General features: G+C 43.7%; 12 protein-coding genes. 7 read left to right on the top strand and 5 right to left on the bottom strand.

The genetic code is table 11. The features are described from left to right. Positions 1-6: 6 nt before the first annotated feature. The 3 genes from C8D84_RS02135 to hppD all read right to left on the bottom strand — a co-directional run bounded on the left by C8D84_RS02135 (position 7) and on the right by hppD (position 2716). Complete coding sequence (locus C8D84_RS02135; RefSeq protein ID WP_109589688.1) at positions 7-348, bottom strand: 4a-hydroxytetrahydrobiopterin dehydratase; 342 nt, start codon at positions 346-348, stop codon at positions 7-9. Positions 349-474: 126 nt separating this feature from the next. Then, positions 475-1416, bottom strand: coding sequence for a phenylalanine 4-monooxygenase (gene phhA, locus C8D84_RS02130; protein WP_109589686.1), 942 nt, complete (start codon positions 1414-1416; stop codon positions 475-477). 199 nt (positions 1417-1615) lie between these two features. Next, positions 1616-2716: a 4-hydroxyphenylpyruvate dioxygenase gene (gene hppD / locus C8D84_RS02125; RefSeq protein WP_045447873.1), complete on the bottom strand. Its 1101-nt coding sequence runs from the start codon at positions 2714-2716 to the stop codon at positions 1616-1618. 145 nt (positions 2717-2861) lie between these two features. Between hppD and C8D84_RS02120 the strand changes: the two genes are divergently transcribed. From C8D84_RS02120 to C8D84_RS02100, 5 genes are all read left to right on the top strand, one after another. Continuing rightward, complete coding sequence (locus C8D84_RS02120; RefSeq protein WP_109590060.1) at positions 2862-3791, top strand: LysR family transcriptional regulator; 930 nt, start codon at positions 2862-2864, stop codon at positions 3789-3791. Positions 3792-3956: 165 nt separating this feature from the next. Further along, positions 3957-5153, top strand: coding sequence for an amino acid aminotransferase (locus tag C8D84_RS02115; protein WP_109589684.1), 1197 nt, complete (start codon positions 3957-3959; stop codon positions 5151-5153). Between the two features lie 252 nt (positions 5154-5405). Beyond that, positions 5406-6707 carry a fumarylacetoacetase gene (gene fahA, locus C8D84_RS02110; protein WP_109589682.1) on the top strand — a complete coding sequence of 434 codons (1302 nt, stop codon included), beginning with the start codon at positions 5406-5408 and terminating at the stop codon, positions 6705-6707. A gap of 113 nt (positions 6708-6820) precedes the next feature. Continuing rightward, positions 6821-7396: a VOC family protein gene (locus C8D84_RS02105; RefSeq protein WP_109589680.1), complete on the top strand. Its 576-nt coding sequence runs from the start codon at positions 6821-6823 to the stop codon at positions 7394-7396. A gap of 146 nt (positions 7397-7542) precedes the next feature. Beyond that, on the top strand, positions 7543-8595 hold the full coding sequence (locus tag C8D84_RS02100; protein ID WP_109589678.1) for a TRAP transporter substrate-binding protein: 1053 nt from the start codon (positions 7543-7545) through the stop codon (positions 8593-8595). A gap of 95 nt (positions 8596-8690) precedes the next feature. On the opposite strand, the gene C8D84_RS02095 is transcribed toward C8D84_RS02100, so the two are convergent. After that, positions 8691-9578, bottom strand: a complete 888-nt coding sequence (locus C8D84_RS02095) for an IclR family transcriptional regulator (RefSeq protein WP_228244424.1) — start codon at positions 9576-9578, stop codon at positions 8691-8693. A 141-nt stretch (positions 9579-9719) separates the two neighbouring features. On the opposite strand from C8D84_RS02095, the gene maiA reads away from it, so the two are divergent. Further along, entirely contained in the window at positions 9720-10367 is a 648-nt protein-coding gene (gene maiA / locus C8D84_RS02090; RefSeq protein WP_211181297.1) for a maleylacetoacetate isomerase, read from the top strand. Positions 10368-10909: 542 nt separating this feature from the next. Next, positions 10910-12091 (top strand): acyl-CoA dehydrogenase family protein, encoded by a 1182-nt coding sequence (locus C8D84_RS02085; RefSeq protein WP_109589675.1) that lies wholly within the window; start codon positions 10910-10912, stop codon positions 12089-12091. 263 nt (positions 12092-12354) lie between these two features. On the opposite strand, the gene C8D84_RS02080 is transcribed toward C8D84_RS02085, so the two are convergent. Further along, positions 12355-16560: beta strand repeat-containing protein (locus tag C8D84_RS02080; protein WP_211317072.1), on the bottom strand; the 4206-nt coding region annotated here is incomplete at its 5' end.

Raw genomic sequence — 16560 nt, 5'->3', positions numbered from 1 at the left:
CCCTCATTATTGATCCAGCAGACTATCGGTCTTAGCTGCCATGACAAAATCATTGCGATGCAGACCTTTGATGCTGTGTGACCACCACGTTACGGTGGCTTTACCCCACTCTACCAATATGCCAGGATGATGCCCTTCTGCTTCGGCGATGTCTGCTAATTGGTTGGCAAACTCCATCGCCTTGACGAAGTTTTTGAATTTATATTGACGTTGTAATTGCTTGATGCCATCAACCTCGATCAATGACCAATCTGGAATTTGCTGTAATAGCTCTTGTGCTTCGATGTCGCTGACCGTTGGCGCGCCAATGCGGCAGGCCTCACAGCTGGCTTGTGATAATGTCGTCATTATAATGTCCTTTTATGTTAACTATTCATTTTTTTAATACTGTTATGTTTAATACAGTTACGTCCATGTTGACGCTGTCATTTACGGCTACATCATTTAAATGATGCCGTTTGTCTTAACCATGCATTAGGCGTTTTTTACTGCATAACTAGGCTCGAACAATCCTAGCGACATGGCTTGTTTGACCATTCCCATGATATCGCTATTGACGATATCAAATAATGTATCCAAATCATCAATGACATAATAAATCGGCTGGATATGATCGATACGATAAGGGGTACGCAACACATCAAGCAAGTCAAACGCTCGGTGCTCTGGTTTATGCTGAGGTTCTGCTTGCTTCTCAGAACCAGCATTGAGTGCATAAACCGTCTCAGACGGTGAGCTTAAAATGCCACCGCCATAGATACGGCGACTGCTCTGATTTTGTCCCACCAAGCCAAACTCGATGGTAAACCAATAGAGCCGTGCCAAAAACCACCGTTCTTCTTTAGTGGCATTAAGACCCAGCTTGCCATAAGTTTCATTGAACGTCGCAAAGGCAGGATGGGTTAAAAGCGGACAATGTCCAACGATTTCATGAAAAATATCAGGCTCTTCGATATAGTCCATATCATCAAATCGACGGATAAAAGTTGCTACCGGAAAGGATTTATTGGCAAGCAATTTAAAAAACTTACCAAAACTGATTAATGCAGGGACAGCGGCAGTTTGCCAACCAGTCGTGGCTTGCAATACTGCATCAATATCATGCAATTGCGGAATACGCGTAGCGGGCAAATTCAGCTTTTTTAAACCGTCTAGATAGGCTGGGCAGGCACGGTTAGGTATTTGCTCGGCTTGACGCTCAAGCAATGCCTGCCACATACCATTTTCATCATCACTATAGTGAATATGACCATGGCTATCTGGCTGATGCGACACGTAAGGTTGTTTTTTAGGCATAGAATCCTGCTTTTTATAAGCAGAATCATCGTGACTGGCATCAGTGCCTAGCGTTTTGCAAGCAACGCTGTTGGCACCAATAGCTTTATTAACAGAATTCGTATGTGGTAGGCGTTCCATGCCTGTATTCCTTTTATTGCCATTAGCGTTCTGAATGGCCCTCTGAGTTTTGCTAGTCGTTTTCAATCATGACTGAACCATAGCTCAGTCATCGCATTGAACACACGGCATTACAGAGCGCAGTGGTTATTAGGGACAAGACAAACTCCTTTTGCCCTGCCCGTTTATTTTATGGATTTTTCCCTAAATGTAGAGGCGCTTACGGTGTTTCAGTTTCTGGCTGACCAACCGTGCCACGACGGACTTGATCGCGCTCGATGGATTCAAATAGGGCTTTGAAATTACCTTCACCAAAGCCATCTTCGTAATCACCTTTACGCTGGATAAACTCGAAGAAGACAGGGCTACCTAAGATAGTTTCAGAGAAAATTTGTAGCAGCAGACGCGGTGTGCCGCCTTCAGTGGTGCCATCTAACAAGATACCGCGCATCTGTAGCTCAGAGACATTTTCGCCATGATTTGGTAGACGCTCACTCAGCATTTCATAGTAAGTCGCGGTTGGAGCAGTCATGAGCGGGATACCCGCTGCTTTTAATTTATCGATGCTGGCAAACAAATCATCGCTGGCTAAAGCAATATGCTGAATACCTTCACCGTTGAAATGCATCAAGTATTCTTCAATTTGACCGCCGCCCTGCTTTGACTCTTCGTTCAATGGAATACGGATTTTGCCATCAGGCGCTGTCATGGCTTTACTGGTCAAACCCGTATATTCACCTTTGATGTCAAAAAAGCGGATTTCGCGGAAGTTAAAGATGCGCTCATAAAAGTTTGCCCAATAAGCCATGCGACCACGGTAAACGTTATGGGTTAAATGGTCGATGACTTTGAAACCATGCCCGACAGGACGACGGTCTACATCAGCAAAAAACTCGAAATCGACGTCATAAATAGACTCACCATCTTTATAACGATCGATGAGATAAATCAGTGAGCCACCGATACCCTTGATAGCAGGCAGGCGCAGCTCCATCACACCAGTGGGTACGTCTACTGGCTGCGCGCCCATTTCGATGGCACGCTCATAAGCTTTTTTGGAATTCTGCACACGAAAACCCATGCTACAAGCACCAGCACCATGCTCTTCAACGAAATAGCTGGCTTCGCTTTTTGGTTCACGATTTAGAATAAGATTGATGTCACCTTGACGGTATAGCGCTACATCTTTTGAGCGATGGTTAGCGACATGGGCAAAGCCAAGCTGTTTGAACAATGCGTCGACCGCATCTGGTTGAGGTGAGGCGAATTCAACAAAATCAAACCCATTCAGGCTCATTGGGTTGTCAAATAAATCTGCCATTGTAATCATCCTTAATTTCAATTGGTGGTAAAAATGCGATAAAAAATGTCTTCAATCAATAATTCTTATTGACGATGTATTTATATTAGATTAGGTTTATTTATAAGACTAATTGTTTTTTATGATTTATTTATCAGGTTTACTTATGAATATCAGCATTCGCCAATTAACCGCTTTCATTCAAGTCGCTGACAATGGCAGTTTTACCCGTGCCAGCGATCAGATGCATTTGACCCAATCTGCCGTTAGCGGCTTGATTAAAGAATTGGAGTCCAGCCTCGGTATTGTGCTGTTCGACCGTACTACCCGCCAGCTGTCTTTGTCGGTAGTAGGACGGCATTTATTGCCGCAAGCACGGCGTATCTTGAATGAGATGCAGCTGTTTGAAAATGAGGCGAGCAGCTTAACAAGCTTGGCGCAAGGTCAAGTACGGCTTGCTGTCTCGCAGTTCGCAGCCTCCTCTATGCCAGCAGTCATCGCCCAGTTCTCCAAACAATACCCCGAGATTGGCGTATCGCTATTAGATTGTTCGGCAGAAAACTTACTCAGACATATTCAGGACATTGAAGTAGATTTGGGTGTCGGTACTGAGCTTGGTTTTATGGAGGCTGAGGATGACATCAATGCTGATTTATTATATCAACTGCCATTTTGTGTGGTGATGCCTGACAACCACGCGCTGGCACAAAAGCATGAAATAACGTGGCAGGATTTATTAGACATTCCGCTCATCACGCTGCAAGGCCCTTTCATTGAACAAGTGACAGCCGAGTTGGGTGACCAGATCGCCAGCCATATCCAACAGGCACGTTACAAGGTCAATTTTATGTCCACCGCGCTTGAGATGACCCGTCAAGGCTTCGGCATTACCTTATGTTTGCCCTATATGCCCGAAGTCATCGACTGGGTTAGCGCCAATGGTTTACAAATGAGACCGCTGGCACAACCCGTTAAAATGCGGCAGTTTTTTATCTATCAGCGTTCTTCTCGTGCGTTATCGCCTGCTACCATTGCTTTCAAAGACTTCTTGCAGAGCTATTTTTCCAGTCATTTTAATGACTTACAGCATACTTAAGCATCGCTGACACAGGCATGGCTGATGCTTAAAAAGCTTTGAAACACAATGGCTTTAACCAACTATTTTATTAATTATGCAAGATAATTGAATCTCATATTGAGTTAACCGTCAATTTGCTCTATGATTTTTGGCGGCTTGATTTATATTTCATAAGGAAACAACATGTTTGAACGTATCGACTATTACGCTGGTGATCCAATTCTAGGGCTGATGGAAAAATATACAGCAGATAACAATCCTAAAAAGGTCAATTTAGGCATTGGTATTTATTATGATGAAAATGGTGTATTGCCTGTACTTGACTGTGTAAAAACAGCCGAAGAACGCATTGCCGATCCTATTGCGCCGCGTCCTTATCTGCCGATGGCAGGCTTACCAGGACATCGTAAAGGCTGTCAGGAATTACTGTTCGGTAAAGACGCACAGATTTTAAAAGACGGTTTGGTCGCCACTATCGCTACGATTGGCGGTTCTGGCGCGTTAAAAGTCGGCGCTGAGTTCATCCATGAATGGTTCCCACAATCTAAATGCTATGTGAGTGATCCAACATGGGGCAACCACATTGCCATTTTTGAAGGCTCTGATGTCGAAGTGGGCAAATACCCGTACTACGACAAAGCCAACAGCAGCATCAAATTCGATGAAATGATTGCGTTTTTTGAGACGTTGAACAAAAATGATGTGATCTTGCTGCATCCTTGTTGCCACAATCCAACAGGTCTAGATTTGACCCGTGAGCAATGGGATACGGTGCTGAACGTCATTCAAGCGCGCGAACTGATTCCATTTATGGATATTGCCTACCAAGGCTTTGGCGAAGACATGGACAGCGACGCTTATGCGATTCGTAAATCTGTCGATATGGGCTTGCCATTGTTTGTCAGCAACTCATTCTCTAAAAACTTATCACTATATGGTGAGCGTGTCGGCGGTCTATCAGTTGTTTGTCCAACGGTTGACGAGACAGAGCGCGTCTTCGGTCAGCTAAATGCTACCGTACGCCGTATTTACTCAAGCCCGCCATCACATGGTGGTCGTGTGGTCGATATCGTTATGAACGACGAAGCACTACATAAGCAATGGGTTGGCGAAGTTTATGCAATGCGCGACCGTATCAAAGCCATGCGATTAAAGCTAAAATCAGTATTAGAAGCCAAAATCCCGAACCGCAACTTTGACTATATTACCCGTCAAAACGGCATGTTTAGCTTTACTGGTCTGACGCCTGAGCAAGTCGAACGCTTACAAAGCGAGTTTGGCATTTACATGGTTTCCAACTCACGTATGTGTGTGGCTGGACTGAACACCAGCAACATCGACTATGTGGCCAATGCCATGGCAGACGTCTTGAAAGACTGAGTGAGCACGCATTAAAACGGTGTGGTAGTCAGTAATAGCGATTCATAAAAAGGTTGAGCGAGTGCTCAGCCTTTTTTTATGTCCTGCGTTTTTCCTATTTGTTTCAAAAAAAACATCAACTGCCTTAGTATCACGTCTATTTTAAGAAAACACTGCATAAAAACCCTTGCAATCTCCACTTTGATAAATTACATTATGCGTAAGTAGTTAATTATAACGTAATTCATTATATGCTTTAGCAAGGAGCACCCTATGTCAAAGATTGACAACACCCTCACATCCTTTATCGATATCGCCGCTGATTCTGACTTCTCCATTCACAACCTGCCTTATGGTATTTTTAGTGATACCAAAGATGCTGCTGATAATAATAAGCGCCGCGCTGGTGTGGCTATCGGTGAGTACGTACTGGATTTGGCTGTGCTCGAAGCAGAAGGTTTACTGAGCTTAGAGGGCGGTCCATATTTTGATCAAGCAACGCTAAACGTTTTTATTGACTCAGGTCGAGACAATTGGACGCAGGCACGCTCAACCATCCAAACCCTACTATCTAGTGCCAGCAACACCTTGCGTGATAATCAAGACTTGCAGAAAAAAGCGCTATTTAATCAAGCAGACGTCACCATGCATCTGCCCGTTCACGTCCCAGGTTTTACCGATTTCTATTCGTCTAAAGAGCACGCCACCAACGTCGGTACTATGTTTCGTGATCCAAACAACGCCCTACTACCTAACTGGACTGAAATGCCAGTCGGCTATAACGGACGCGCCAGCACCGTCATCGTCAGTGGCACTGATGTGATACGCCCCTCTGGTCAATTAAAGCCAAACGCTGACGACCGCCCTATTTTCTCAGCCTGCAAGCGTTTAGATTTTGAGCTTGAGACTGCTTTTGTGGTTGGTAAAGGTAATAGCATTGGTCAACCAATTGCAGTAGACAATGCCTCTGAGCATATTTTTGGCATGGTTTTGCTCAACGACTGGTCAGCCCGTGACATTCAAAAATGGGAATACGTGCCTTTAGGCCCATTCAATGCCAAAACCTTTGCTTCTGAAGTCTCGCCTTGGATTGTGACTATGGATGCATTGGCACCTTTTAAAACAGCATGCCCAACTCAAGAGCCAAAACCATTGGCATATCTAAACGAAAAAGACAGCAATAATAGCTACGACATCCATCTATCAGTTGAGTTATTGCCTGAAAACTCAGATAGCGCCACTGTGGTCTGTGAGACCAACTTCAAGTATATGTATTGGTCAATGGCGCAGCAGCTAACTCACCACACCATCACTGGTTGTAAAGTGGAAGTTGGCGATATGATGGGCTCAGGTACGATTTCAGGACCAACGCCAGATTCTTATGGCTCAATGTTAGAGATTGCTTGGAATGCGACCAAACCTGTCACTTTAAAAGGCGGCGAGACCCGCAGTTTTATTGAAGATGGCGACACAGTAATCATGAAAGGCTATAGCGAAAAAGACGGCATTCGTGTCGGGTTTGGTGAAGTACGCGGCAAAGTACTGCCCGCGCTTAGCTTTGATTTTGACAAATAGTCTAGAAAAAATGTGAGCACAGTTGTTTTGAGCTGCCAAGCAACCATCGACCTATAGTCAATCGGTACTGGCAGCCTATTACTCACTGCATTCCCTATCAAAAGGAGTTTGATATGAGCTTTAAAATTGAAAAAATCCATCATGTGGCCTATCGCTGCAAAGACGCCAAAGAAACCGTTGAATGGTATCAAAAATACCTAAACATGGACTTCATCCTTGCATTCGCTGAAGACCACGTGCCTTCGACCAAAGCCTTTGATCCTTATATGCATGTGTTTTTAGATGCCGGTAATGGCAACGTATTGGCGTTTTTTGAAGTGCCCAATCAGCCTGAAATGGGTTTTGATCCGAATACCCCAAATTGGGTGCAACACTTAGCCATGAAGGTAAAAGACCGTGATGCCTTAATAGCAGCAAAAAAGCATTTAGAAGAAAATGGTATTGATGTAGTCGGCGTGACCAATCATGGTATTTTCCATTCTATCTATTTCTTTGATCCTAATGGCCATCGTATGGAACTCACCTACGATGATATTACCTCAGAAGAAAAGGTCTCGATGATTACTGAAGCCATGAAGTATGAGATGTTAGAAGAATGGTCACGTACCAAACGCGCACCAGCTCATACCCAGTTTTTACATGCAGAAGAACTGGCTGAAGCAAGAGAAGTCGCGCCTGTCGGTGAGTAATTGACCTGTTATTGTGTTTGCTATCTCTTTTTATATGACTAATTAGGGCGTACCATCATTTTAAGACCACTAAATGTATCAATATACTAATTGATGATACGCCCTAGGTAGCGAACAATATCTAACCATCATGAAAGGATTCAATGATGAAAATAAAAACCCCTTTAGGAATACTCTTAGCGACCTCGATCGCAATGACTGGTTGCTCTAATAACAACCCAGCAGTAAACGCTGATGTAGATACAGGCGATGTGACTACTCTAAGATTCTCACACTTTATGACTGCCAATGACAACATAAACACCGAAGCATTGCAGCCATGGGCAAAGAAAATTGAAGAAGAATCAAAAGGCCGCTTAAAGATTGAGATCTACCCTTCTGCTACTCTTAGCAAACCGGGTGCTACCTATGATGCTACCGCGAAAGGTATTGTTGATATTGGTATGCAAGCGCAAGGATATACAGCAGGGCGATTTCCTTTAACGCAGATTGTAGAGCTGCCAGGTATCACAAATACTGCACAGCAGCAGAGCTGCATACTTCATAAACTGTATGATGATGGTGTCATTAAAAATGAGTACGAAGATACTCACCTGCTAGCGCTGATAGGCACTGGACAAGGTGCGCTGCATACCGTAGATAAGCCTATTCGCACGCCAGCTGATATGAAAGGTTTGCGTATTCGCCAACCTTCTGCGGTTGCCAGTCACATTATCGAAGCGACTGGCGCTGCACCCGTTGGCATGCCTGCCAGTGATACTTATACTTCCCTTCAACGCGGTGTCATTGACGGACTTAGCTTTACTTGGCAGCCCATTCAAGCATTTCGTCTTGATGAGTTAATCAATACGCACACCAACATTCCTTTTTATAATTCTACTTTTGTTATCAGTATGAATAAAGAGAAATATAACAACTTACCTGATGATCTCAAAAAAGTGATTGATGACAATTCAGGGGCGGAGATGGCAGCACGTGTCTCCAAAGTATTTGACGTTAGTAACGCCAAAGCAATGGCCGCAGCCAAAGAAAAAGGCGATATCATGATCGATATCCCTGATCCACTCAATGACCCAGACTGGAAAGATCCATTAATGGAAGGCTCGCAGCACTATCTAGATGAAGTGAACGCCACTGGTCTAGATGCTAATAATGTATACGAAAAAGCAAAAGCTGCCAGTAGCGCCTGTGTGGTCTAAAGGGTGAATATCATTAAATGATATTCGGACAAAACCCCATTTACGCGATAGCCGGTCAATTTATATGCTTAAAACTTATATAGTAAAAATACCAGCTACGCAATTTGATAACGCTGCGCGATTGCTAGAATTTGCTCAACCACGTTGTGTTGTTCACTCATAGGCAATTGCTGTGTCGTTCCAATGATAGTGATGGCATATTCTAGTGGTAGTCCTTTGCTAGCAGTTTTGCCACTAACAGCAGATAGATTAACAGCGCTATTAACAAACGGCGGCACTATGACAGGAATCGTAATGGCATTAATACCCATGAGCATATCACCCGTCACTGTCGCATAGCCTTGGGTACGAATTTTGGCTTGCAAGTGACTGAAATTCTGCCATTTTTCTGTGATTATTGCTTCATTGTCTGTCTGCCATTCAGCTTTGACCAATGGCTGAATGACGGCATCTGGCTGATAACTGGCAAATAATTGCCCCGTCGCCGATGTCGTCAGCGGCATACGTGAACCGATACGAGTGATAATACTAATCGGGCTATCTGGTTCAACGGACTGAATAATAATAGGACCTTCGCTAAACCATTTGGCAATCTGCACACCGCAATTCAGGGTGTCTTTGATTTCATTAGCGATGTGCGTCAGCCGCTCTAAAATATTGTTTTGACTAAATCCAGAGTGCCCCAATGCTGCCAATGTGTTAACCCTATCGCCTAGCCCGTAGCGACCATCATCAAGCTTACGCGCATAGTTTTTACGAATGAGACTGACCAAATAACGGTGACACTTTGCTGGATGCATTTGCATCACTTGCGCAATATCTTTTAGCATCATCGGCTCATTATGATCGATAAGAACGTCTAACACCGACAATCCAATCTCCAGTGACTGGACGCCACTTTGACTTTTATTGGTTGTCACGGGATTTTCTAAAGGGCTTTCAGCTGCTGGCATGTTTTGCTCAATGAGTAATTTACTTGGCATATTAATCTAATATATTCATGAAAACTGAACTAAAGAGGTAACGTCATAAGAGTTTTTTAATTGTATAAGATACATTTCGTACCATTAATTATAACCGCTTATCTCATTCACAACCTACCATAATAAAAGGAATTCACAATGATGACACTTTATGGCTACTTTCGCAGCAGCACCTCGTATCGTACTCGTATCGCGATGAATCTAAAAGGCTTAGATTATGACTATATTTCGGTCAATTTAGCAAAAGATGAGCAGTTAGCAGATGCCTTTAAATCACTCAATCCACAAGGATTGGTGCCTGTTTTACAGACCGATGATTTATTACTATATCAAAGCCCAGCCATTTTAGAATGGTTAGAAGAGGTTCATCCTAAAAACCCGCTATTGCCTAAAGACGCGGCTGGACGTATGCAAGTACGAGCCATTAGCGCTATGATTGGTTGTGATATTCATCCGATTAATAACCGCCGTATCTTACAATATCTGCGCAATGAGCTGTCAGTAGACGAAGAAAAAGTCATGGCGTGGTGCAACCGTTGGATGAGTGAGGGCTTTGCGGCGTTAGAAAAAATACTAGCAAAAGACAAAAGCCGTGGAAAATTTTGCTACGGCGACAGCCCTACTTTTGCAGATTGCTATTTGATTCCTCAGGTCTCTTCGGCGCGACGTTTTAACGTGGATTTAAGTGCTTATCCTAATATCGTCGAAATTGACACGCATTGCCGTACGCTCAAAGCCTTTGCTGACGCTGATCCTAGCATGCAGCCTGATGCGCCCAAGTCTCAATAAACAATCAAACAGAGTGCTTTCAGTAAGGGTGTTTTGCTATTAGATGACTAGGGCGTGTCCTCAATTCAATCGAGTATCCTCTAAATGGGCTAAAAATGGCTAAATCTTGCCAAACATCGTCAAATAGCTGGTTAATATCCTGATATTATCTGCGCTATTTTCCTTGTTTGACGGCAATTTATCTCATTTTTATTACCATTTTTAAAATGAGGACATGCCCTAGAAAATTAAATGATTAGAGAATTTAATAACAAAACGCCATTATAATTGCTGGGCTCAGGGCTAAGACAAAGCAATCAAAGCGAATGACTGCCTGAAAACAGGTAAAGCATTGATACTCTTAAGCCTAATATAGTATTCAATATTTCATCGAATCATCACTCCTACTTTTCATCTCAATATAATATTTAATATATTCAAATTATTGGTTGTATAGCAGTCAACTGTTGGCTATTCTTGGTATAGGCGTTGTTATATCTCAAATTTAGAATTGATTTTAGATAAACATACTGTTTTATTCATTTAAAATAAGGTTGGATATTATGAGTTATATACCTTTATCAAGTAACAAAGACGCTCTACCATCCCATGCCGCTCAAGATATTTATGATTTAGCTTTATCGGCTAGAGAAGAAACAGAAACCTGTAGAAAAATTGCACCGACAGTGGTCAAAAAACTGTCAGAGTTGTCGCTATTTAGAATGGGACTGCCAAAATCGTTGGGAGGATGGCAAGGCAATCCTGTGGAAACATTAAAGGTTTATGAGACGCTAGCCAGTGCTGAAGCCTCAGTTGCTTGGATCGTTTGGAACAATCATTTGGCCTGCACATTTGGACGGTTTTTAGACGAGCCTAGCATGAAGGAAATATACAGTGACCCCTCTCATGTCTATGCCAACTCAGCACGCCCTGAAGGGATTGCTAAACAAACCGCTGAAGGATATACGGTCTCAGGTCAATGGACATTAGTATCAGGTTGTGAATTGGCAGACTGGTTTGTGCTGCGCTGCTTGGTAGTCTCAGAAGGCTCACCCACCACCCTTGGACCGGGTGCAAATCTAAAGTTGTTCTTTATTCCAAAAAAAGATGTGGAGGTGATTGATACTTGGCATGTTGGTGGACTAAATGGTACAGGCAGTCACGACATCGTCATCAAAGACGCATTTGTGCAGGAACGTTATGCGGTCGATTTTGATAGCCCTGTCACCATCGATAATGCGTATAGCCGCCTACCAATCGGCTGTATTAATGCCGCTGGCTGTGCAGCAATGGCACTAGGTGTCTTAAAAGCAGCGACAGATGAGTTAATCCAAATTTGCCTTGAGAAAGTAACGCCCGGCAAAAGCCCAGATTTGCGTGATCGTGCAGCAGTACAAGCGACTATCGCTAGGAGCAAAACGCTATTAGCATCTAGGCGCGCACAATTACACAATAGTGTCGAGGTATTATGGAACGAAGCACAGCAACAGAATGCCTTTACCGATATACAGCTGGCTGATGTGTGGGCAGCAGCCTGTGAGGCAGCGAGAGAAGCCAGAGCCATGGTATCGGAGATTTATGCGGTCGCTGGTACGGTCTCGCTATATAAAAAACATAGAATAGAAAGAGCGCATCGAGACATTCATGCTATTTTACAACATGGTATCGTGCAGCCACATTGGATGGAGCAAGCTGGCATGGCTTATGTCGGATTGACCCCAAATGCAGCCATGTTCAGAGTATAAAATTGCTTTTATAAAAATAAGTAAGCCCTCATAGAATGAGGGCTTTTTATCGCTTGGCTATTGAGCTAAAGAAAAACAAATCATTGGTAAAAATCATATAGTGACTACCAAATAGTGATTATCAAATAGTGACTACCAAATCATCACGCTGAAAACATCTTCATGCTCATGTCGCAAAAAAGCAAGGCATCCAATGCCTTGCTTTTTTATGACTAATTTTTATAACTAACAAATCACTTTACTTGATAGTAGGCTTGATTGCTTTAATCAAAATGGAAGCCTGCACCAATTGAGCCGCCAGCATTACCTTGGGTATCAGCGGTGCCGTTCACCTTCATGACCCAACGACCATCATTGGATAACTTCGAGAAGCCAATAGCAACTGCACTTTCCCCATTGTACGTTCCTATACCGCCACCGATTAAGGATTTACCAGCGATGTAAGCTTGCGGTAGTGAAGACATTGCCATGGCGGCTGAAATACCAGCATTTGCATCGTCTTCGACTTCACCAATTTTATAACCTAGCTCATTCATGTTGTTGCCAAGTCTTTGACTAACAGCATCTAATTGACCCATATTCACAGCGTCTCTGGGCGCCATACCATCAGCCACATCAGTGATCTTGTTGCCAGCGGCGTTGATACCGCTTGCAGTCATACTAGGACCACCGACAATGCTGACACCATTATTATTGATTGTCGTATTGCCAGTTTTGACGCTATCTATACTAATGTTACCGTTTAGATCAAACTTAATACTACTACCTGCTGCTGTGGTGGTGATGTTATTACCACCTGTGAAGGTGAGGACACTGCCATCGCCTACTGGTTTGTTGATGGTAGCACCGCTATCAGCACCAAAATTGAGACCCGCATCTATTTTATCCTTGTTTACTTTGATATTGGTCGTATTAGTGTCGATGTTTGTTTTATTCGTGGCAATATTCGTGGTATTGGTTTGGATATTGGTAGTGTTGGCTTGGATGTTTTCATTGATAACGACCTCTCCTTGCTTAATAGAAGCAATCGCACCGTCGATACTATTTTGACCAGTACCACCAATATTACTATTGGTAAAGGTGCCATCTACAGGATTGTAGACTGTCTCACCGCCAATGATACTACTGATGCCACTGCCTTGTGCATAGAGCTGACCACCATTGATAGCATCTTTGCTACCTTCAGAGACATCGCCGTTCACAACGTTTGTAATCTTAGTGTCAGCAGCATTGATACCCGCTTTGGTGACACTAGGTCCACCTGTAATAGTCAGTCCATTATTATTCATAATGGTATCACCCGTCGTTACGCTATCTAAATTCAGGTCTGGATTTAAATCGAAGCTAATGTCATTGGCGCCTGCCAATGGTGCAGCAGCACGTAGGTCAGGGCTAACATTATTGTCCGCTGATCTAGATACTTTAATATTACCATCTGTACTGTTCAAATCGATGGCGCTGCCTTGTTTGATCATAGTGGCAACATCACCCTGAGCCGTTAGTCCCCAACCTTGATCAAGGGCAAACGTCGTGGCGTTCAACTGTCCGACAGTCGCCGCATCTGTATCTGCAATACCAGCAGCTACATTGGTGATTCTGTTAAAACCATTGTCAAGACCACTACTGCTCAGTCTAACCGTTCTACCGGGACCATTACCAGTAAAGGTGAAGCCATTACTATTCATAATGCTATTACCAATCTGCATGCTACCCTCATTGCCTAAATTCAACTGGTTATTCAGTTTCACCTGAACACCCGTTGCTGAGGCCATCGTCGTCATGTTGCTATCACCAGTGACGTTGATGGTATCACCTAAAGCAAACTGCTGGTCGTTGGCACTATTGCCATCACCGATTTTGATGCCTTTGGCCACGAGACTATTGGTTGCTGACAATTGGTCGAAGTTTACCGCATCCTTACCTGTGGTCGCTTCTGCAACGTTAGTAATTTTATTGCCACCATTGTTCAGACCATTGGCTGAGATGCTGACACCGCTACCAAAGTTTGCGCTGTTAAGACCAGTTAAATCTTTCGCAAGTTTCACGGTCAATGTGCTGGTACCGTCAGCAACGACGCCAATGTTGTTGCCATTTGACAAGTCACTTGCCACGGTCGCGCCACCTTTGATTGTCAGCTTGTCACCAAGCTGACGATTAACGGTAGTACCCGTGTCACCATCGAAGTCGAGGCCTTTATCGATGGTCGTGGTCGTGGCTTGTAGTTGACCAAAGTTTACGGCATCGCTGGCTATTGTACCGTTAGCGACATTGGTAATTTGATTGCCACCATTGTCTAGCCCACTATTACTGAGTCTGACCGTTTGATTAGTCCCACCCATAAATGTGACACCATCAGCGTTGACGACTGTAGTTCCTGTGGTCAAGCTGGTTGAGACTAAGTCGGCAGCAGTAGCAACTTTGATACCGCCATTGTCAGCGGTCAAGACAATATTGTCACCAGTAATAAAGTTGGCTGTATTATTGTCTTTATCCAAAGTCTTGACATCATTACCGTTGATTTGTGTCACTACCGTTTGCATCGCACTATCAGCTTTTGCCAAGCTTGCCTTACTACCTTCGCTTAGATCAACTTGATAGTCGGTGATATTGGTATCAGGATCTTTGACACTAGTGCTAACTGTTAGTGCATTAGCATCTGCAGTAGAAACACTGGCGCCATTGGCATTGACAGTATAGACATCCTGTCCAGTATCGCTATCGGTTGAAAAGTCAACACTGGCAACATTCGTACCTTTAACTACTTTGGTTCTCGCTCCTGCGGCTGCCATCTGTACATCACCGATGTTTGCTGCATTGGTTACTGTATTACCACCGCTTTTTACTCCCTTGATCTGGGTGTCGTTGGCATTGATACCAGTAGTAGAGATACTAACACCACCAAAATCTGCACTAGTGAGGCCTGTTAAAGTTGGAGACAGACCGAGAGCAATTCCATCACCCGTTGATAAGCCAGTGGTGGTTAAATTGCTGTCTGTATCAAATTTAATTTCTTCACCTAAAGCGAAGGTTTTTTTAAGAGTGCCGCCGCTACTTGCATCATTCACATTAAACTTGATGCCTTTAGCAATATTGTCAGTGTTGGTGCCAATATTGGTGGTATTGGTTGAGATGTTGCTAGTATTGGTCGTGACTTGTTGGTTGGTCTGGAACAGCTGACCACCATTGATGGCGTCTTTGCTATTTAGACTGACCGTACCATTAGAAACATTGACGACCTTCTTATTACCCGCATTGACCCCGCTTTTGGTGATGCTTGGGCCATTTAAAATGGTCAGACCATTACTGGTTAACGTGGCATTGGTAGGGTTAAATATGCTTCCACCCGTTACCGTGACACCTGTACCACTAACGGTAGTGACGCCAGTAAGCACGCCGCCAGTGACAATACCTAGACCATTAACAGTCGTGCCGTTTAATAAGTTGCCAGTGCTAACGCTGCCTGTTGTACCTAAGTTTAAATTGTCATTGAGCTCAACTTCAATTTTGCCATTTTTTACTCGGGTGTCGATGTTGCTGTTAGAGCCAACCACCTCAACGGCTTGTCCCAATGGTTTCTGTACTGTATTACCATCAGCAGCTTTTAATGCAAAGCCTGAGGTGGATACACCAGTAATGGCACTATTCAAATCACCAATATTCGCCGCATTGGTTTCCGTTGTGCCACCGCTAGCCACGCCTGAGATGACTTTATCACCTGCGTTGATACCAGTAGATGAGATACTAACGCCGCTATTAAAGCTTGCGCTATCCAGACCTGTTAAGTTGTTGGCTAAGCCAAGTTTGATTCCATCACCCGTTGATAAGCCAGTGGTGGTTAAATTGCTGTCTGTATCAAATTTAATTTCTTCACCTAAAGCGAAGGTTTTTTTAAGAGTGCCGCCGCTACTTGCATCATTCACATTAAACTTGATGCCTTTAGCAATATTGTCAGTGTTGGTGCCAATATTGGTGGTATTGGTTGAGATGTTGCTAGTATTGGTCGTGACTTGTTGGTTGGTCTGGAACAGCTGACCACCATTGATGGCGTCTTTGCTATTTAGACTGACCGTACCATTAGAAACATTGACGACCTTCTTATTACCCGCATTGACCCCGCTTTTGGTGATGCTTGGGCCATTTAAAATGGTCAGACCATTACTGGTTAACGTGGCATTGGTAGGGTTAAATATGCTTCCACCCGTTACCGTGACACCTGTACCACTAACGGTAGTGACGCCAGTAAGCACGCCGCCAGTGACAATACCTAGACCATTAACAGTCGTGCCGTTTAATAAGTTGCCTGTGCTAACGCTGCCTGTTGTACCTAGGTTTAAGTTGTCATTGAGCTCAACTTCGATTTTGCCATTTTTTACTCGGGTGTCGATGTTGCTGTTAGAGCCAACCACCTCAACGGCTTGTCCCAATGGTTTCTGTACTGTATTACCATCAGCAGCTTTTAATGCAAAGCC

Origin of the sequence: Psychrobacter immobilis (genome assembly GCF_003148585.1) — a bacterium.
Classification (GTDB): Bacteria; Pseudomonadota; Gammaproteobacteria; order Pseudomonadales; family Moraxellaceae; genus Psychrobacter; species Psychrobacter immobilis.
Note: the sequence above shows the minus strand (reverse complement) of the source record. Positions and strands in the feature narration are given on the sequence as shown.

Coding starts and splice junctions, on each gene's coding strand:
- C8D84_RS02135 (WP_109589688.1), bottom strand. CDS start 348: ATGACGACATTATCACAAGCCAGCTGTGAGGCCTGCCGCATTGGCGCG.
- phhA (WP_109589686.1), bottom strand. CDS start 1,416: ATGGAACGCCTACCACATACGAATTCTGTTAATAAAGCTATTGGTGCC.
- hppD (WP_045447873.1), bottom strand. CDS start 2,716: ATGGCAGATTTATTTGACAACCCAATGAGCCTGAATGGGTTTGATTTT.
- C8D84_RS02120 (WP_109590060.1), top strand. CDS start 2,862: ATGAATATCAGCATTCGCCAATTAACCGCTTTCATTCAAGTCGCTGAC.
- C8D84_RS02115 (WP_109589684.1), top strand. CDS start 3,957: ATGTTTGAACGTATCGACTATTACGCTGGTGATCCAATTCTAGGGCTG.
- fahA (WP_109589682.1), top strand. CDS start 5,406: ATGTCAAAGATTGACAACACCCTCACATCCTTTATCGATATCGCCGCT.
- C8D84_RS02105 (WP_109589680.1), top strand. CDS start 6,821: ATGAGCTTTAAAATTGAAAAAATCCATCATGTGGCCTATCGCTGCAAA.
- C8D84_RS02100 (WP_109589678.1), top strand. CDS start 7,543: ATGAAAATAAAAACCCCTTTAGGAATACTCTTAGCGACCTCGATCGCA.
- C8D84_RS02095 (WP_228244424.1), bottom strand. CDS start 9,578: ATGCCAAGTAAATTACTCATTGAGCAAAACATGCCAGCAGCTGAAAGC.
- maiA (WP_211181297.1), top strand. CDS start 9,720: ATGACACTTTATGGCTACTTTCGCAGCAGCACCTCGTATCGTACTCGT.
- C8D84_RS02085 (WP_109589675.1), top strand. CDS start 10,910: ATGAGTTATATACCTTTATCAAGTAACAAAGACGCTCTACCATCCCAT.